This window comes from Roseateles sp. FW305-36 (assembly GCF_058787015.1).
In genome coordinates this window covers 150,992-168,383 of record NZ_JBYSZK010000014.1, presented here as the reverse complement: position 1 = coordinate 168,383, position 17,392 = coordinate 150,992, and the positions used below count along the sequence as shown (strand labels likewise).

The window sequence follows — 17,392 nt, the reverse complement described above, 5'->3', positions numbered from 1 at the left end:
CTAGGCCCAGAGCGAGGGCTTGTTGACCATCAGGAAGAGCACCGCCAGCATGGCCGTGAAGGCCGGGTAGCCCAGCGACTCCCAGGCCCGCTGCCACCGCCGGTACTGCGTCGCGAGCGGCCGGCGTTGCGCCAACGCAGCCTCGACCTCGCGAGCCATCTTCAGCTGCAGCCACAGCACCGGCAGCCAGCAGGCGCCGGTCAGCAGGTAGAGGCCGATGGAGGCGAGCAGCCAGGGCGTCGAGACCGGCCAGCCGGCGACATGCGCGAGCCACAGGCCGCTGAGGGGCTGCACGATGACGGCCGGCGTCGTGAACCAGAGGTCGGCCCTGACGACGAGGCGGGCGACGACTGCGCGCGCTTCGAGACTCTCGCTGCGGTTGGCGAAGAAGAGATAGAAGGCCGTGCCGAAGCCGGTGCCGACGAGCACGACGCTGGAGACGATGTGCAGCCATTTCACGAGCAGATAGGTGTTCATGCGGTGGGACGCTCCAGCAGGGCGAGCAGGGCCAGCACGGGCAGGTTCTTCAGGAAGGGGCCGAAGGGGTCCAGCCACAGCGCGGGCAGCAGGACCGTGGCCAGTGCCGTCATGACGACGACGCCGGCCGCGGCGAGGCGATAGGTGAAGGCGCCGGGGCGCAGCAGGATGAGCAGGCCGATGGCGGCGTCCCAGGCACTGCCCAGCAGCACGACGGTGAGCGCCGTGCTGGCAGCCATCCCCGTGCTTTGCTGAAGCAGCGCGACGCCAGCCGTGCCGCCGTCATGCAGGCTGGCAGCGACGGTGCCCCACCACAGCAGCACCAGCGAAGCGCTGGCCAGGGAGAGTCGGTTCGCCGTCATGCCCAGGCGCCTTCCATGGCGTTGCGCAGTGGCCTGCCCAGCGGTGAGGTCTCGACGGGCTCTGCGCTGTCGTGGGCCAGCAGGTCGAGGGCCGTGCTGCACCACGGGCCGAGGGGGACGAGGTCACCCAGGCGGGCCGAGGCGCGTGTCAACGCGTCGGGCAGTTCGACCTGGCGGGCCGGGCTCAGGCCCCGCGTGGCGCGCCGACGCGCGATCCATTCGGCGACGGTGGCAGCTTCGGGACCGACCGCGGTCCACGACGGCGCGTTGGGTGTGGCCAGCGCCGCGACGATGCCAGCCGCGAGGTCTTCGACGCGGATGGGCTGCACGCGGCAGCGCGCGACCACGGTCGGCAGGGGCAGCCAGGGCAGGCGGCTCAAGCGGTCCAGCAGGCGGCTGCTGATGCCGCCGACGCCGATGATGAGGCTGGGCCTGACGATGCAGGCGCGCCCGGCCAGCGCGGTCTCGCCGGCCTGCTTGCTGCGCGCATAGGCGCTGACGCCGCTGCACAGGGCCGACACGTGCACGAGGCGGTTGATGCCGCGGGCCTCGCAGGCATCGGCCACGGCCGCCGGCGCGCGGTGGTGCATCAGGTCCAGCAGGTCGCCCACGCCGCCCGCCTGATCGCGCAGGCACCCGGCCGTGTAGACGACGCCGTCCACGCCCTTGAGCTGGGTTTCCCAGGCCTCGGGCAGGTCCCAGCAGTCGACCGGCTCCAGGTCGGCCCGCAGCGCCTCATGCCCGGCCGCTGCGAGGGCCGCGAGTACATGACGGCCGACGAAGCCGCCGGCGCCGATGACGAGGATCTTCATGTGTGCCTCCTTGATCAGCGAATGCGGCAGGCGTCGTCGACGGGGCAGGCGCGCTCCTGGATGCGAAAGGCCGTCCGCACCAGGGTGTGGGGCATCTGGTAGCGGTGCTTGACAAGCCAGGGGTAGGCGCGCGCCGCCAGGCGCGCGAACCAGGGCTTGCGCAGCCAGCGGGCGACGTTGGGGAAGCCGGTGGCCTCGTAGATGACGACGAAGGCCGGGATGCCGACGAGCCAGCCGCCGTCGGGCCGGCGCACATGGATGAGCTGCAGCATCGCGTCCAGGCTGGCGCCCAGGGGCGTGGGATCGAAGCCGGGCGCCGCGATGTCGATGAACTCGAGCAGGCCGTTGGCGTTGCGCGCCTTCAGCAGGGCCATCTCGCCACGACACAGCGGGCAGGCGCCGTCGAAGTAGACGGTGTGGAATTGAGGAATGTTTGCAGTCACGGCGGTTATTTCTGTCAAAAGAGAAATTAAGAGGCAAAAAAAGGGCCTCGCAGGGAGGCATGCTGGGTCACCCCATCGGCGGCATCGGCGGCGTGACCGGGAAGACCGTGGGCGCGGCCGCCTCGGCCGCCTCGCCGGGTCGCACGAAGCGCTGCACCTGGGCACCCAGGCGCAGGATCTTCTCCAGCGTGGCGGGTGACAGGCGCAGCATCTCGTCGCTCCAGCTGCCCAGGGTCTGCATGAAGTCCAGGGTGCTGCGCAGCCGGTCCTGCAGGGCCGGGGCTTCCTGGTCCAGGGCCGGGTCCTGCGACAGCTCGCGCAGCAGGGCGACGGTGGGATCGAACTCGCGTTCCTTGCGCTCGCGCACGATGGTGCGGAACAGCTCCCACACGTCGCCCGAGGTCTCGTAGTAGTCGCGGCGGTCGCCCAGCACATGGGTGACGCGGATCAGCCGCCAGTTCAGCAGCTCCTTCAGGCTGTTGCTGACGTTGGAGCGGGCCAGCACCAGGGTGTCGGCGATATCTTCGGCATGCAGGGGCTGGCCGTGCACGAAGAGCAGGGCATGGATCTGGGCGACGCTGCGGTTGACGCCCCAGTTGGAGCCCATCTCGCCCCAGTGGACGATGAAGCGGCGCGCGATGTCGGTGAGTTCCATGGCTGCAAGCGTACGTCGTCTGTAATTTCTGTCAATAGAGAAATAAAAATGAAGGCCGCTTGCCGTGGCTATCATGCGGGCCGTTTTTCAGATCCCCGGGAGAGCCGCCATGGCCATGGATGTTGTCGACTATGAGATCAAGGGTGCCGAGATGCAGTTCGTCGAGATCGAACTCGATCCCGGCGAGGCGGCCATCGGCGAAGCGGGCTCGATGTTCTTCATGGACTCGGCCATCAGCATGGATGCCGTCTTCGGCGACGGCTCGGCGGCCCAAGGCGGTTTCTTCGGCAAGCTGCTGGGCGCCGGCAAGCGCCTGCTGACGGGCGAGTCGCTGTTCACGACCATCTACACCAACAACGGCAGCGGCAAGCAGCGCGTGGCCTTCGCGGCGCCCTATCCGGGCAAGATCATCGCCATGGACCTGAAGCAGCTCGGCGGCACGCTGATCTGCCAGAAGGACGCCTTCCTGTGCGCGGCGCGCGGCGTGTCCCTGGGCATCGCCTTCCAGCAGAAGCTGTCGACCGGCTTCTTCGGCGGCGAGGGCTTCATCATGGAGAAGCTGGACGGCGACGGTCTGGCCTTCGTGCATGCCGGCGGCACCATCGTGCGCCGCAGCCTGCAGCCGGGCCAGACCCTGTTGGTGGACACCGGCTGCGTGGTGGCCTACACGCCCAACGTCAATTTCGAGATCCAGTACGTCGGCAAGATCAAGACGGCGCTGTTCGGCGGCGAGGGCCTGTTCCTGGCCAAGCTGACCGGCCCGGGCGAGGTCTGGCTGCAGAGCCTGCCCTTCTCGCGCCTGGCTTCGCGCATCTTCGCGGCGGCGCCTCAGATGGGCGGCCACAAGGAAGAAGGCTCGGTTCTGGGCGGATTTGGCGCCGGCGGCCTGCTGGGCGGCATCCTCGGAGGCGATGACGAGTGAGGCTTTGGCCGGACCGAGCAGAGCGCGGGGCGCTCTGTGACGCTTGCCGAAGGGCCGGCCATGGTGATGGCCGGCGCGGTCTGCAAGACCGAACCGAGTCCCTGCGGACTCGGTGACGCTTCACGAGTGGCCGGAGCTCTGCGACGGCGCGGCCTGCAAGGCGAGTAAGCCGACCGGTAAACTGCGGCGTTGTGGAGGGCGGCAACTGCCGCCCTTTTTGCTTTGCAAGGATTTCTTCCGATGTTTCGTCGCAGCGCCTTTGCGCTTCTGATGCTGCTGGCCGGCCTGGCCCAGGCCAACGGCCGCCCGCCCGTCTTCGTGCTCAATTCCCTGGACGCCGACATCTCGGTCGTCGACCCGGTCAGCTTCTCCGTCGTCAAGCGCATCCCGACGGGCAAGGAGCCCCACCACCTCTACCTGTCGCCCGATGAGAAATCCCTCATCGTCGCCAATGCCCTGGCCGACTCGCTGACCTTCATCGACCCGCGCACGGCCGAGGTCCAGCGCGTGGTGCGCGGCATTTCCGACCCCTACCACCTGCGCTTCTCGCCGGACATGAAATGGTTCGTCACCGCGTCCAACCGGCTGGATCGCGTCGATCTCTATCGCTGGCAGGGCAGCGTGGCCACCGAGCCGCTGCAGCTGGTCAAGCGCATCCCGGCGCCCAAGACGCCGAGTCACCTCAACATCGACACCAAGAGCACGACGCTCTACGTGAGCCTTCAGGACAGCGATGAGCTGATGGCCATCGACCTGGCCACGCAGACCGTCAAGTGGAAGCAGGCCGTGGGCAAGATGCCGGCCGACATCTTTCTTTCGCCGGACGACAAGTTCATCCTCATCGGCCTGACCGGCGACAAGTTCGTCGAGGTCTGGGACGTCAGCGGTGCCGGCGCGCCCAAGCTCGCCAAGCGCATCCAGACCGGCGACGGCGCCCACTCCTTCCGCGCCTGGGGCGACAAGCGTCACGTGCTGGTCAGCAACCGTGCCGCCAACACCATCAGCAAGATCGACCTGTCGACGCTGAGCGTCGTCGACCAGTTCCCCGGCCCCGCGGGCCCGGACGACATGGAGCTGCTGAGCGACGGCAAGACCCTGCTCGTCACCTCGCGTTGGGCCGGCAAGGTCACGCAGATCGACACCACTACGCGCAAGGTGGTCAAGCAGGTCAAGGTGGGCAAGTCGCCGCACGGCATCTGGACGTTGGATCACACCCCACGCCTATGAAAGCCTGGTTGTTGGCGCTGGCGGCCGCCGCGGCCGCCATCTGTGTTCATGCACAGCCGTCTTGCGACAAGCCGGTCTATCTCACCTTCGACACCGGCCATATGGGTGTCGCGCCGCTGATCGCCGAGACGCTGAAGAAGCACAACGCGAAGGCGACCTTCTTCCTGGCCAGCGAGCCCACGCTGACCGGTGGCACGACGCTGGACGAGACCTGGGCGCCGTGGTGGCGCGAGCGCGTGGCCGAGGGCCATGACTTCGGTGCCCACACCTGGGACCACGACATCTTCATGGAAGACGTGCTGGATGCCGAGGGCAAGGTGGTGCGCTTCAAGGTGCGCACCCAGGCCGGCGTCAACCCGCCCGTCGTGCGCGAGCTCACGCCCGAGCAGTATTGCGAGAGCCTCAAGAAGGTCGGCGAGCGCTTCACGGCCATGACGGGCAAGTCCCTCGGGCCCATCTTCCGCGCGCCGGCCGGGCGTTCGTCCAAGGCCCTGTTGAACGCAGCCAAGGCCTGCGGCTTCACCCATGTGGGCTGGAGCAGCGCCGGCTTTCTCGGCGATGAGCTGCCCAGCCAGAGCCACCCCAATGCCCTCTTGCTCGAGAAGGCGCTGCGGGACATCAGGCCCGGCGACATCCTGCTGGCCCACCTGGGCATCTGGGAGCGGCAAGACCCCTGGGCGCCCGCGGTGCTGGAACCGCTGATGACGGGGCTGGAGCAGCGAGGCCTATGCTTTGCGCCGCTGCGCGAGCATCCGCGCTACGCCAGCCTGTTCAAGACCGCCGAGGTCAAGGACAGCAAGCTCGCCCTGAAGACCGAACCCAAGACCTACGCCCGCAAGCCGTGATCGACTGGATCGCCAACACCTTCGACGCCGCTCAGACCTGGCTCTTCGAGTCGGTCGTGCTGCCGGTGGTGTTCGGCCTGGGTTTCGGCAATCTGCTGGAGGACGCCTTTGATGCGACCGGCTGGCTGCTGCTGGGCCTGATCCAGATCGCCGTCATCGTGGGGGGCATCAGCATCCTGGAGCGGCGCTGGCCCGTCGAGCCCGTCATCGACCATGCGGCCGTGCGCACCGACGTCCTCTACACGCTGATCCACCGCCTCGGCCTCGTGCGCCTGGCGATGTTCTTCAGCATCGAGCCGCTGTGGGACGGTATCGCCGGTCAGCTGCGCATGGCCGGCCTGCCGACCTGGCAGCTCGATGCCGTGTGGCCCGGCGTGACCGACATCGCCTGGGTCAGCCTGCTGCTGTATCTCGTCGTCTTCGACTTCGTCGGCTACTGGCTGCACCGCGCCCAGCACCAGTTCAACTGGTGGTGGGCCCTGCACAGCCTGCACCACAGCCAGCGCCAGATGACGATGTGGAGCGACAACCGCAACCACCTGCTGGACGACGTCATCCTGGCCACCGCTCTGGCCCTGCTGGCCCGCCTGATCGGCGTGGAGCCGGGCCAGTTCGTCGCCATCACCGTCATCAGCCAGCTGCACGAGAGCCTGCAGCACGCCAATGCGCGCATCAGCTTCGGCCGCATCGGCGAGCGACTGCTGATCAGCCCGCGCTTTCACCGCCTGCACCACAGCATCGGCATCGGTCACGAGTCCGGTGGTCGCGGCACGCTGGGGGGGCACAACTTCGGCATCCTGCTGCCGCTGTGGGATCTGCTGTTCCGCACGGCCAGTTTCGAAAACCGCTTCGATGCCACCGGTGTGCGCGACCAGCTGCCCGAAGAGGGCGGCGTCGACTACGGCCGCGGCTTCTGGCACCAGCAATGGCTGGGGCTGGCCCGTCTCTTCGCTTCCTTCCGACGGAAAACCGCCTGATGCAAGGTCTTGTCGATTCCTTCTGGCGCGCCGTCGCCTACTGCCTGCACCCGCGCGTCATCGGGCTGTCGCTGCTGCCGCTGGTCATTGCCGGCGTCATGGTGTTCGGTCTCATGTTCTTTTTCTGGGAGGGCGCCATCGCCGCCGTGCGCGCAACGCTGGAGAGCTGGCACCTGATCGAAAGCCTGCTGCAATGGCTGGACTCCTTCGGCCTGCAGTCCTTCCGCAGCGTGCTGGCCAACATCGTCGTGCTGGCGGGCGTGCTGCCGGTCGTCATCCTGCTGAGCCTGCTGCTGGTGGCCCTGCTGATGACGCCGGCCATCGTGCGCCTGGTGGCGCAGCGGCGCTTTCCGCTGCTCGAGAAAAAGCGCGGCGGTACGCTGGCGCAGAGCGTGGCTGCGTCGCTGGGCGCCACGTTGCTGGCGCTGGTGCTCATCGTGTTGTCCATGCCGCTGTGGCTGATCCCGCCGCTGGTGATGGTGCTGCCGCCGCTGATCTGGGGCTGGCTGACCTATCGCGTCTTCGGCTTCGACGTGCTGGCCGACCATGCCTCGGCCGAGGAGCGTCGCGCGCTGTTGAAGGAGCACCGCATCCCCATGCTGACCATGGGCGTGATCTGCGGCTACCTCGGCGCCGTGCCGTCGCTGGTCTGGGCCGTCTCGGGCGTGGCGGGCATCATCTTTGCGCCCTTCACCCTGCTGCTGGCCATCTGGCTGTACACGCTGGTGTTCGCCTTCTCCACCGCCTGGTTCACGCATTACGCGCTCGCCGCCCTGCAGGCGCGGCGGGCGGCGGAACCGGTGGCGGAGTCCGAGGTACTGTTGGCCCGAGACGGGTCGTCTTGATTTGCCGAGCAACTGCTGCGGATCCGGCTTTGCCGGGCCGCTGGCAGTGCCCCCTCGAAGGGGGCGCGCGAAGCGCGTAAGGGGGTGAGCTGTGAATGTCGGACTGATCATCATTGGCGACGAGATCCTGTCGGGCAAGCGCCAGGACTCCCACCTGGCCAAGTTCATCGAGCTGCTGTCCCAGCGCGGCATGCAGCTGGCGTGGGCACAGTACCTGGGCGACGACCGTGAACTGCTGGTCGGCCGCCTGCGCGAGGCCTTCGCCAGCGGCGATCTCGTCGTCAGCTGCGGCGGCATCGGCGCCACGCCCGACGACCACACCCGCCAGTCCGCCGCCATGGCCCTGGGCCGGCCGCTGGCCCTGCACCCCGAGGCGCAGGAGCTGATCTGGCAGCGCATCCAGCAGACGGCCGCCGAGCAGGGCAAGACCGTCACCATCGACGAGCCCGACAGCCTGCGCCGCTTCGAGATGGGCGTCTTCCCCGAAGGCGCGGGCATCGTGCCCAACCCCTTCAACAAGATTCCGGGTTTCTTCGTCGGCAACGTCCACTTCGTGCCGGGCTTCCCCGTCATGGCCCACCCGATGATGGCCTGGGTGCTGGACCGCTATCCGCAGCTGCACCGCCAGGTCGGCGTCATCGAGCGCTCGCTGATCGTCCAGGGCGCCATGGAAGCCAGCCTGACGCCTCTGATGGAGGCCATCGAGAGCGACTTCGCCGGCATCAAGGTTTTCAGCCTGCCGAGCGTCGATCACCCCCAGTGGGGCCGCTGCATCGAACTCGGTGTGAAGGGGGACCCTGAACGCATGGCCGCGGCCTATGACGCCCTCAAACGGGGCGTGATCCAGTTTGGTGCGTCCATCAGCACCGAGCTGGTGCGATAGTTCTCGCGCCGTAACCCGGCCCGCCACATAATGCCCGGCGCTGCCGGGCAGCTACCCATGTCGGTGCATCTGGCATGCAACCTGCTTTGAATCCCCCGTGGCCGCTGGCGCGCGTGTGCTGGCGGCGGCAACCCACCCCTGATCGATTCCGCTAGGAGCTATTGATGGCCAAGACCGTCGCCGATGTGATGAGCATGGTGAAGGACAACGAAGTCAAGTTCGTTGACTTCCGCTTCACCGACACCCGTGGCAAGGAGCAGCACGTCTCCGTGCCCGTTTCCCATTTCGATGAAGACAAGTTCATCTCGGGCCACGCTTTCGACGGCTCCTCGATCGCCGGCTGGAAGGGCATCGAAGCCTCGGACATGCTGCTCATGCCCGATCCCAACACGGCCAACATCGACCCCTTCTTCGAAGAGCCGACGCTGATCCTGTCCTGCGACGTCGTCGACCCCGCCGACGGCAAGGCCTATGAGCGCGACCCGCGTTCGCTGGCCAAGCGCGCCGAGGCCTATCTGAAGGCCTCCGGCCTGGGCGACACCGCCTACTTCGGTCCGGAACCCGAGTTCTTCATCTTCGACAGCGTGCGCTGGGGCAATGAAATGTCCGGCTCGTTCTTCAAGATCGAGTCCGAAGAAGGCGCCTGGAACTCCTCCAAGGAATACGAGCACGGCAACAGCGGCTACCGTCCCACCGTCAAGGGCGGCTACTTCCCCGTGCCCCCGGTCGACAGCGGCCAGGACATGCGCTCGGAGATGTGCCTGATCCTCGAGCAGATGGGCATTCCGGTCGAAGTGCATCACCACGAAGTGGCGAACGCCGGCCAGATGGAAATCGGCACCAAGTTCAGCTCGCTGGTGCAGCGCGCCGACTGGCTGCAACTGCAGAAGTACATCATCCAGAACGTCGCCCACGCCTACGGCAAGACCGCGACCTTCATGCCCAAGCCCCTGGTCGGCGACAACGGCAGCGGCATGCACGTGCACCAGTCGGTCTGGAAGGACGGCAAGAACCTGTTCGCCGGTGACGGCTACGCCGGCCTGAGCGAATTCGCGCTGTACTACATCGGCGGCATCATCAAGCACGCTCGCGCGCTGAACGCCATCACCAACCCCGGCACGAACAGCTACAAGCGCCTGGTCCCCGGCTTCGAAGCCCCGGTCAAGCTGGCCTACTCGGCCAAGAACCGCTCGGCCTCGATCCGCATTCCCTACGTCGGCAACCCCAAGGGCCGCCGCATCGAAGCGCGCTTCCCCGATCCTTCCGCCAACCCCTACCTGGCCTTCTCGGCTCTGCTGATGGCCGGTCTGGACGGCGTGGAGAACAAGATCCATCCGGGCGAAGCCGCCACCAAGGACCTCTACCATCTGCCGCCGGAAGAAGACGCGAAGATCCCGACCGTCTGCCACAGCCTGGACCAGGCCCTGGACTATCTGGACAAGGACCGCGCCTTCCTGACCAAGGGTGGTGTGTTTACCGACTCTTACATCGACGCCTACATCGACCTGAAGATGCAGGAAGTGACGCGTTTCCGCATGGCGACGCACCCGGTCGAGTTCGACATGTACTACGCGCTGTGATGGCCATGGGCAGCATCTCCGCTGCCTGGTCATCCCCAGAGAGGGGCCGCCGGTGCGGCCCCTTTTTTGTTCACGTGGCTGAGCCACAATGCCGCCATGCTGAATCGATTGCTGGCACCGCTGCTCGTCCTGGCCAGCCTGGGCGCGCAAGCCCAGGGCACGGTCTACCGCTGCCCCGGTCCACCGGTGCTCTACACCGACGCGCTGTCCGCCAAGGAAGCCAGCGAGAAGGGCTGCCGCACCATCGAGGGCACGCCCATCACCGTGCTGCAGTCGCCCAAGCCGCGAGCTGCGGCGCCCGCGGCACCGGTGGCGGAAGGGCAGCGCGGTGCTGACAGTCGCGTCGACGCCGGCCAGCAGCGCGTACGCGACGACGAGCGCCGCCGCGTGCTGCAGACCGAACTGCGCGCAGCCGAGGAACGCCTCGCCGCGGCCCAGAAGGAATTCAACAACGGCCAGGGCGAGCGCCGCGGCGACGAGCGCAACTACCAGAAGTATCTGGACCGCATGGCCGAGCTCAAGGACAGCATCGCCCGCCACGAGGCCGACATCCAGGCCCTCAAGCGCGAGATCGCCAAACTTCCCTCCTGAGGCGCGGAGCGCCTCTGCGCTCCATGACTGACACCCTGCTGCTGCCGGCCGAGTTCGCCGGTTTCGACCTGCTGGCGACCATGGTCGTCGTCGCCAGTGCCGAAGGCGAATGCCTGTTCGCCAACGCTGCCTTCGAGAACATCATGCGGCTGTCGCGCCGCGCCGTGCAGAAGGCCCAGCTGCCCGACTGGTTCGACGACGCCCAGCGCCTGACCGAGACCCTGGCCGGCGTCGCCGCCAACCACTACTCCAGCAGCCGCTTCGATGCCTTGCTGCGCCGTGGCGCCTGGGCGCATGAGGACGGCCTGCCCGTGCACGTCATCGTGTCGCAGATGGACGCCGGCGGCGATGGCGTGCCGCGGGTGCTGGTGGAGCTCATCGAGATCGCCCAGCAGGCCCGCCAGGACCGCGACGAGCGCAGCCTCGACCAGGTCCAGGCCACCAAGGAGCTGACGCGCAACCTGGCCCACGAGATCAAGAACCCGCTGGGCGGCATCCGCGGCGCGGCCCAGCTGCTGGCGCTGGAACTGCAGGACGGCAACGCCGGCCTGACCGAATACACCCAGGTCATCGTGCACGAGGTCGACCGGCTGCAGAGCCTCGTGGACCGGCTGCTGGCGCCGCACCGCAAGGCCCAGGTCGTCGGCGACGTCAACATCCACGAGATCTGCGAGCGGGTGAGGGCGCTGGTGCTCATCGAGCATCCCAAGGGGCTCAAGATCCAGCGCGACTACGACACCTCGCTGCCCGACTTCCGCGGCGACCGCGAGCAGCTGATCCAGATGGTGTTGAACATCGTGCAGAACGCCGCTCAGGTGCTCGGTTCGCGCATTGCGGCCGGCGACGCCCAGATCGTGCTGCGCACGCGCGTCGCCCGGCAGGTCACCATCGGCAAGCAGCGCTGGCGCTTGGCATTGGAATTGCATGTCGAGGACAACGGTCCCGGCGTCCCCGCCGAGATCCGGGATCGCATCTTCTTTCCCCTGGTCTCAGGGCGGGAGGGCGGCTCGGGACTCGGACTCACGCTTGCGCAGACGATCGCCCAACAGCACCAGGGCATGATCGATTGCGAAAGCGAGCCGGGCCTGACGAATTTCCGAATCACACTGCCGCTGCCCTAGACCCACGAGGCGAGGGGCGCCGCTGAGGAACTGCATGAAATCCATCTGGGTTGTTGACGACGACCACTCGATCCGCTTCGTGCTCGAGAAGGCCCTGGCCCGCGAAGGGCTGCCGGTGCGGTCTTTTAGCAACGCGCGCGACATGCTCGCCGCTCTCGACGACGATTCACCGCAGGTGCTGGTGTCCGACATCCGCATGCCCGGCGGCTCGGGCCTGGAGCTGCTGGCCAAGGTCAAGGCCCGCCTGCCGGCCCTGCCCGTCATCATCATGACGGCCTATTCCGACCTGGACAGCGCCGTGTCGGCCTTCCAGGGCGGCGCCTTCGAATACCTGCCCAAGCCTTTCGACCTGCCGCGTGCCGTCGAACTCATCCGCCGCGCGCAGGAGGAAAGCCAGCGCGAGGCCGGCGAGCAGGAGGCCGCCGCGCAAGTGCCCGAGATGCTGGGCCAGGCGCCGGCGATGCAGGACGTCTTCCGCGCCATCGGCCGTCTGTCGCAGAGCAATGTCACCGTGATGATCACGGGTGAGAGCGGCTCGGGCAAGGAACTGGTCGCCCGCGCGCTGCACAAGCACAGCCCGCGCGGCGAGGGCCCCTTCGTCGCCATCAACACGGCGGCCATCCCCAAGGATCTGCTCGAGAGCGAACTCTTCGGCCACGAGCGCGGTGCCTTCACCGGCGCCCAGGCCTCGCGGCGCGGCCGCTTCGAGCAGGCCGATGGCGGCACGCTGTTCCTCGACGAAATCGGCGACATGCCCTTCGAGCTGCAGACGCGGCTGTTGCGCGTGCTGTCGGACGGCCAGTTCTATCGCGTCGGCGGCCACAGCCCGATGCGCAGCAATGTGCGCGTCATCGCCGCCACCCACCAGAACCTGGAAGAGCGCGTGCGCCAGGGCGTGTTCCGCGAGGACCTGTTCCACCGCCTCAACGTCATCCGCCTGCGCCTGCCGCCGCTGCGCGAACGCCGCGAGGACGTGCCCTCGCTGGCCCGCCACTTCCTGCAGCGCAGCGCGACGGAGCTCGGTGTCGAGCCCAAGCGCCTGTCCGATGCGGCACTGACGGTGCTGACCAACTTCGACTTCCCCGGCAATGTCCGCCAGCTGGAGAACATCTGTCACTGGCTCAGCGTCATGGCGCCCAGCCAGGTCGTCGAGCCCAAGGACCTGCCTGACGAAGTGCAGCCCGGCTATGTGCCGGCACCGACGGCGACCGCGATGACGAGCGTGCCGCTGGCGCAGCCCAGCGCGGCAGCGCCGCTGCCGGCCGCGGCACCCGCCAGCACCAGCAGTGGCGAAGGCTGGCTGGCCGACATGGCCGCCGATGCCCGCGCGCGGCTGGCAGCCGGCGAGACCGATGTCTGGGATGCGCTGACCAAGAAGTTCGAGGCCCAGCTCATCCTGACGGCTCTCGACATCACGCGCGGACGCCGCATCGAGGCGGCGCAGAAGCTCGGCATCGGCCGCAATACGATCACGCGCAAGATCCAGGAACTCGGCCTGGACGTTTGAGCGCATGACCGACTCCCCGGTCTGCCGGGGAGATTGTTGAAGTGGCTGTTTCTTCGCGCGCCGCCCTCGCCATGGGCCTGGGCGCCATCCTGCTGTGGAGTACCTCGGTCGGCACCATGCGCGGCATCACCGAGCACCTGGGGGCGACCGGTGGCGCCGCCGTGCTCTACACGCTGAGCGCGCTGTTGTTGTTCGGGCTCACCAAGCGCACGCCGCTGAAGGCTTTTCCACCCGCCTATCTGCTGCTGGGCGCGGCCCTCTTCGTCGGCTACCAGCTCTGCTTTGCGCTGGCCGTGGGCCTGGCCCGCAGCCGCGCGGAGGCCATCGAGGTCGGCATGGTCAACTATCTGTGGCCCAGCCTGACGGTGGTGTGTTCAGCCCTCGCGATGCGCCAGCGCGTCGGAGCCCTGATGCTGGCGGGCCTGGCGCTGGCCTTCGCGGGCGTCGTGGTGGCCTGCATGCCCGCCACCGGCTTCACGCTGACCGGCTTCCTCGCCCATGCCGCGGGCAACCCGCGCAGCTATGGCCTGGCCCTGGGCGCGGCCGTCACCTGGGCGCTGTACTGCGTCGTCACCAGCCGTTTGGCCCGCGGCTGCAATGGGGTCTGGCTCTTCATGGCCCTGAGCGCGGTGGCCTTCTGGGTGCTGTTCGCCCTGCAGCCGCAGGCCGGAACCATGCACTGGTCGGGCCCAGCGGTCGCCCAGGTCTTGCTCGCCGGTAGCGCCGTTGGTGCGGCCTATGCGCTGTGGAACCTGGCCATCCTGCGCGGCAACGTGGGCACCCTGGGCCTGGCGGCCAATGCCACGCCGCTGCTGTCGGCGCTGTTCGCCTCGCTGTGGCTGAGCACGGCGCTGCCGATCAGCTTCTGGGCCGGTGCGGCCCTGGTGGTGGTCGGTTCGGTGGTCGCGGGACGCCGGGGCTAGGTCCATACTGTCATCGGATGGAGGCAAGACCATGGACAACCCGTTTCACAGCTTCTCCGATCTGTTCAGCCAGCTCGGCTTGCCCGCTGACGATGCTGGCATTGCCGCCTTCTTGCACACCCATGCGCCGCTCGCGGCAGGCGTGCCTTTGGCCGAAGCGCCGTTCTGGACCCCCGCCCAGGCCGCACTGCTGAAAGAAGAGCTGCTCGAAGACGCTGATTGGGCCGAGGTGGTGGACAGACTCAGCGCTGCATTGCAGCGCAAGCCGTGCTGACGCCCGTCGGCTGGGCCGCTACAGCTTGTCCACCATGACCGGCTTGCCGGTCAGATAGCCCTGGATGAGGCGGAAGCCCATGTCGCGGCAGATCTCGGCCTCGGCTTCCTGCTCGACACCTTCGGCCAGCGGAATGGAGCCCAGCTCCAGCACCATGCGCACCAGGTCGCGCACCATGCGCTGCTTGCGCTCGCTGGCCTCGTGCAGGTTGCGCACGATGCCCATGTCGAACTTGACGAAGTGGGCCGGCACTTCGGCCAGCTCGTTCAGCCGCGCCTGGCCGGCGCCGAAGTCGTCGTAGGCGAAGGCCACGCCGATGCTGTTCAGTCGCTCGGCCAGCTCGCGCATGCGGTCGACCTCGACCACGGCGCTTTCATGCACCTCCACCACCAGCTTGGGTTTGGAGGGCAGGGCCAGCAGCCCGTGCAGGGACTGGAAGAACTCGTCCGAGAAGGTCTCGCTCGGGTGGGCGTTGACGAAGACGTGCACGCCCTGGGCCTTGGGCGCCAGGGCCGCCACGCCGAAGGACCGGAAGGCTTCGCTCAGCTCGGCCTCGCGGCGCAGCGAGGCGGCCATGCTGAACAGATGCATGGGCGAGGGCGGCAGGTCCGGGTGGGTGCAGCGGCCCAGCAGTTCGTAGGCCAGCAGCCGGCCCGTGCGGGCATCGACGATGGGCTGGGCGGCGGCGGTCAGGCCGCGGCCGGCCAGGAACTCCAGGAACTGCGCCTCCTGGCGGACGAAATTCTGGCTGAGGGGGTTGCTGCCCGGCGTCACCACCATCGTGCGCATCGGGTTGGGCTCGTTCAGCGTGGCCGCGTGCAGGGTGCCGTCGTGCGTCAGGCGGAACTCGGCGCGGCAGAAATGGATGATGTCGTTGGGCGCCAGCGGGCGCGGGCCTTCCAGGCGCTCGTGGTTGACGAAAGTGCCGTTGGTGCTGCCCAGGTCGACCACCTGCAGCCCGCCACCCTCGTCCGCCTGCAGTTCGGCATGCCGCCGCGACAGGCCCTGGGCCTCGATGGTCAGGTCATTGCCCTGATCGCGACCCACGCTGAACGGCAGCCGGTCGATGCGATGCGTCACGCGCGAACCGTCGGCGGCCACGCTTTCGAGAAACCAAGGCGTCATGCCCATTCATGCCCTCCACGCCCCCGGCGGGATGAGCACATTCTGAAACACATTCGCCGGCGATGACCACCGGTGCTTCCCTCGATTGAGGGTCAGCGACCACCCCACCTCAAGGCCAGCAGCACCAGCGTCGACAGGCCGCAGACCAGCGTCAGCACCTGCCAGAACAGCAGCGGATGGCGCTGCTGCAGCGGCGTGCGGTCCCGGGCCATGAACTCGGGACCCGGGGCGTAGAGATCGTGGGCGAATTCCGACAGCGCCTGCTGGCGCCGCGCGGGCTGCGGATGCAGGGCCTTGCGCAGCACCCGGTCCAGCCATTCGGGCAGGTCGGGCCGGCGGGTACGCAGCGGCACGTACTGCAGCTTGTGCAGGTCGCGCGGGCCGCGCACCTGCGGCACCTGCAGGCCATAGGGCAGGGCACCGGTCAGCATCTGGTAGGCCAGCACGGCCAGGGAGAACAGCTCGGACAGCGGCGTGCCGCCGTCGCCCGTGAAGTATTCGGGCGCCGTGTACTGCAGGCTGCCGGCGATGTCGGTGGCGCGGGCGTCGCCCAGGCCTTCGTTGAGGCCGGCCACATGGGCGGAGGCGAGGTCGATGAGGATGACGGTGCCCTGGCGGTCGATCATCAGGTTCTCGGGTCGCAGGTCCTGGTGCAGCATCTCCTTGCGATGCAGGGCCTGCAGCCCCCGGGCGATCTGGTCGACGATCTGGCGCACCTCGTCCAGGCCGGGCCGGGGGTGGTCGGTCATCCACTGGGCCAGGGTCTGGCCGGTGATGAATTCCATCGCGGTGAACAGGTGCTCGCGCCGCTTCTCGGCCGGTGCGGCCTTGATCACATGGGGGCTGTCGATGCGCCGCGCCACCCATTCCTCGAGGGCGAAGCGGTCCAGGCCCCGGCTGTCGTCGCCCATGTCGGTGGACGGCAGCTTGAGGGCCCATTCGCGATCCTGTGCGTCGACGGCCAGCACCACCTGACTGCGCGCGCTGGCATAGAGCTCGCGCACGACGCGAAAGCCCTCGAACTCCATGCGCGGCGCCAGGCGCGGCGGCAGGCGCAGACGCTCGCGGCGCACCGGCGGGGCGAGCTGGTCGGGCAGGGACTCGACGCGGGCCAGCATGACCGTCGCGTTGTCCTGGCTGCCGCGCTCCAGCGCCGCGGCGACGAGTGCCTGGGCGGCCGCCTGCAGATCGTCGCCGTGGCGGGCGAGGGTGTTGACGACCAGCAGCGGGTCCAGGTGTTCGTAGGCACCGTCGGTGGCCAGCAGAAAGGTCTCGCCGACCTCGGTCGGCCAGCAGGCGTGGTCGATCTCCAGATGCGGGCCGATGCCCAGCGCCCGGCCGAGATAGGTCTGGCCACCGTCCAGGCGCACGCGATGGTCGTTGCTCAGCTGCTCCAGCGCCGTCGGGTGGATGCGGTAGGCGCGCGTGTCGCCGACGTGCAGCAGATGCACCTCGCGGCCCTTGAAGACCAGGGCGCTGAAGGTGCAGACATGGCCGCGGTCCTTGTCGAAGCGGCCGTCGCCGCGCTGGGTCTGGGCGTGCAGCCAGCCGTTGGTGGCGGCCAGCACGCATTGGGCGGCGCGGCGCACCGTCCAGGCTTCGGAGGTGCCGTAGTAGTCCTCCAGGAAGCCGCGCACCGCGGCGGCGCTGGCGACCTGGCTGACCGGGCTGCTGCTGATGCCGTCGGCGATGGCCAGGGCGACGCCGCGCGAGCGGCGCTGGGCGTCGGTCGGCTGCGCGACGCCGTGGAAGTCCTGGTTCAGCGACTTGGCGCCAGCGTCCGAATGCTGGCCCAGCGCGAGTCTCAGGGCCGCGCCCATATT

The 17,392-nt window shown here is 68.2% G+C and carries 19 protein-coding genes; 12 read left to right on the top strand and 7 right to left on the bottom strand.

What is annotated here, in order from left to right; translation table 11 throughout:
- The 5 genes from AC3WOE_RS23280 to AC3WOE_RS23260 all read right to left on the bottom strand — a co-directional run bounded on the left by AC3WOE_RS23280 (position 1) and on the right by AC3WOE_RS23260 (position 2,749).
- Complete coding sequence (locus AC3WOE_RS23280; protein ID WP_492693767.1) at positions 1 to 477, bottom strand: DUF2269 family protein; 477 nt, start codon at positions 475 to 477, stop codon at positions 1 to 3.
- Positions 474 to 839, bottom strand: coding sequence for a DoxX-like family protein (locus AC3WOE_RS23275; RefSeq protein ID WP_492693766.1), 366 nt, complete (start codon positions 837 to 839; stop codon positions 474 to 476). The genes AC3WOE_RS23280 and AC3WOE_RS23275 overlap by 4 nt, the downstream gene beginning before the upstream one ends.
- Positions 836 to 1,651, bottom strand: coding sequence for a sugar nucleotide-binding protein (locus AC3WOE_RS23270; RefSeq protein WP_492693765.1), 816 nt, complete (start codon positions 1,649 to 1,651; stop codon positions 836 to 838). Before AC3WOE_RS23270 ends, AC3WOE_RS23275 begins: the two co-directional genes overlap by 4 nt.
- 14 nt (positions 1,652 to 1,665) lie before the next feature.
- Positions 1,666 to 2,094, bottom strand: coding sequence for a thiol-disulfide oxidoreductase DCC family protein (locus AC3WOE_RS23265; RefSeq protein ID WP_492693764.1), 429 nt, complete (start codon positions 2,092 to 2,094; stop codon positions 1,666 to 1,668).
- A gap of 67 nt (positions 2,095 to 2,161) precedes the next feature.
- Positions 2,162 to 2,749 carry a GbsR/MarR family transcriptional regulator gene (locus AC3WOE_RS23260; RefSeq protein WP_492693763.1) on the bottom strand — a complete coding sequence of 196 codons (588 nt, stop codon included), beginning with the start codon at positions 2,747 to 2,749 and terminating at the stop codon, positions 2,162 to 2,164.
- Positions 2,750 to 2,858: 109 nt separating this feature from the next.
- Between AC3WOE_RS23260 and AC3WOE_RS23255 the strand changes: the two genes are divergently transcribed.
- From AC3WOE_RS23255 to AC3WOE_RS23200, 12 genes are all read left to right on the top strand, one after another.
- Complete coding sequence (locus AC3WOE_RS23255; protein WP_492693762.1) at positions 2,859 to 3,671, top strand: TIGR00266 family protein; 813 nt, start codon at positions 2,859 to 2,861, stop codon at positions 3,669 to 3,671.
- 240 nt (positions 3,672 to 3,911) lie between these two features.
- Positions 3,912 to 4,898, top strand: coding sequence for a YncE family protein (locus AC3WOE_RS23250; RefSeq protein ID WP_492693761.1), 987 nt, complete (start codon positions 3,912 to 3,914; stop codon positions 4,896 to 4,898).
- Positions 4,895 to 5,743 carry a polysaccharide deacetylase family protein gene (locus tag AC3WOE_RS23245; RefSeq protein ID WP_492693760.1) on the top strand — a complete coding sequence of 283 codons (849 nt, stop codon included), beginning with the start codon at positions 4,895 to 4,897 and terminating at the stop codon, positions 5,741 to 5,743. Before AC3WOE_RS23250 ends, AC3WOE_RS23245 begins: the two co-directional genes overlap by 4 nt.
- On the top strand, positions 5,740 to 6,720 hold the full coding sequence (locus AC3WOE_RS23240) for a sterol desaturase family protein (protein WP_492693759.1): 981 nt from the start codon (positions 5,740 to 5,742) through the stop codon (positions 6,718 to 6,720). The genes AC3WOE_RS23245 and AC3WOE_RS23240 overlap by 4 nt, the downstream gene beginning before the upstream one ends.
- Complete coding sequence (locus AC3WOE_RS23235) at positions 6,720 to 7,565, top strand: EI24 domain-containing protein (RefSeq protein WP_492693758.1); 846 nt, start codon at positions 6,720 to 6,722, stop codon at positions 7,563 to 7,565. Before AC3WOE_RS23240 ends, AC3WOE_RS23235 begins: the two co-directional genes overlap by 1 nt.
- A gap of 91 nt (positions 7,566 to 7,656) precedes the next feature.
- Positions 7,657 to 8,448 carry a competence/damage-inducible protein A gene (locus AC3WOE_RS23230; protein ID WP_492693757.1) on the top strand — a complete coding sequence of 264 codons (792 nt, stop codon included), beginning with the start codon at positions 7,657 to 7,659 and terminating at the stop codon, positions 8,446 to 8,448.
- Positions 8,449 to 8,612: 164 nt separating this feature from the next.
- A complete protein-coding gene (glnA, locus tag AC3WOE_RS23225) occupies positions 8,613 to 10,028 on the top strand; it encodes a type I glutamate--ammonia ligase (RefSeq protein WP_492693756.1) in 1,416 nt (471 codons plus the stop codon).
- A 96-nt stretch (positions 10,029 to 10,124) separates the two neighbouring features.
- The gene (locus AC3WOE_RS23220; RefSeq protein WP_492693755.1) at positions 10,125 to 10,619 is read left to right on the top strand and encodes a hypothetical protein; all 495 of its coding nucleotides are present in this window, start codon (positions 10,125 to 10,127) and stop codon (positions 10,617 to 10,619) included.
- 23 nt (positions 10,620 to 10,642) lie between these two features.
- A complete protein-coding gene (gene glnL / locus AC3WOE_RS23215; protein WP_492693754.1) occupies positions 10,643 to 11,740 on the top strand; it encodes a nitrogen regulation protein NR(II) in 1,098 nt (365 codons plus the stop codon).
- A gap of 34 nt (positions 11,741 to 11,774) precedes the next feature.
- Positions 11,775 to 13,247, top strand: a complete 1,473-nt coding sequence (ntrC, locus tag AC3WOE_RS23210) for a nitrogen regulation protein NR(I) (RefSeq protein WP_492693753.1) — start codon at positions 11,775 to 11,777, stop codon at positions 13,245 to 13,247.
- Positions 13,248 to 13,288: 41 nt separating this feature from the next.
- Entirely contained in the window at positions 13,289 to 14,170 is an 882-nt protein-coding gene (gene yddG / locus AC3WOE_RS23205; RefSeq protein ID WP_492693752.1) for an aromatic amino acid DMT transporter YddG, read from the top strand.
- 31 nt (positions 14,171 to 14,201) lie between these two features.
- Positions 14,202 to 14,444 carry a DUF2789 domain-containing protein gene (locus AC3WOE_RS23200; protein WP_492693751.1) on the top strand — a complete coding sequence of 81 codons (243 nt, stop codon included), beginning with the start codon at positions 14,202 to 14,204 and terminating at the stop codon, positions 14,442 to 14,444.
- An 18-nt stretch (positions 14,445 to 14,462) separates the two neighbouring features.
- Here AC3WOE_RS23200 and AC3WOE_RS23195 read toward each other — a convergent pair whose 3' ends face one another.
- Positions 14,463 to 15,569 (bottom strand): EAL domain-containing protein, encoded by a 1,107-nt coding sequence (locus tag AC3WOE_RS23195; RefSeq protein ID WP_492693750.1) that lies wholly within the window; start codon positions 15,567 to 15,569, stop codon positions 14,463 to 14,465.
- A gap of 92 nt (positions 15,570 to 15,661) precedes the next feature.
- Positions 15,662 to 17,389, bottom strand: a complete 1,728-nt coding sequence (locus AC3WOE_RS23190; protein ID WP_492693749.1) for a bifunctional protein-serine/threonine kinase/phosphatase — start codon at positions 17,387 to 17,389, stop codon at positions 15,662 to 15,664.
- Positions 17,390 to 17,392: the final 3 nt, after the last annotated feature.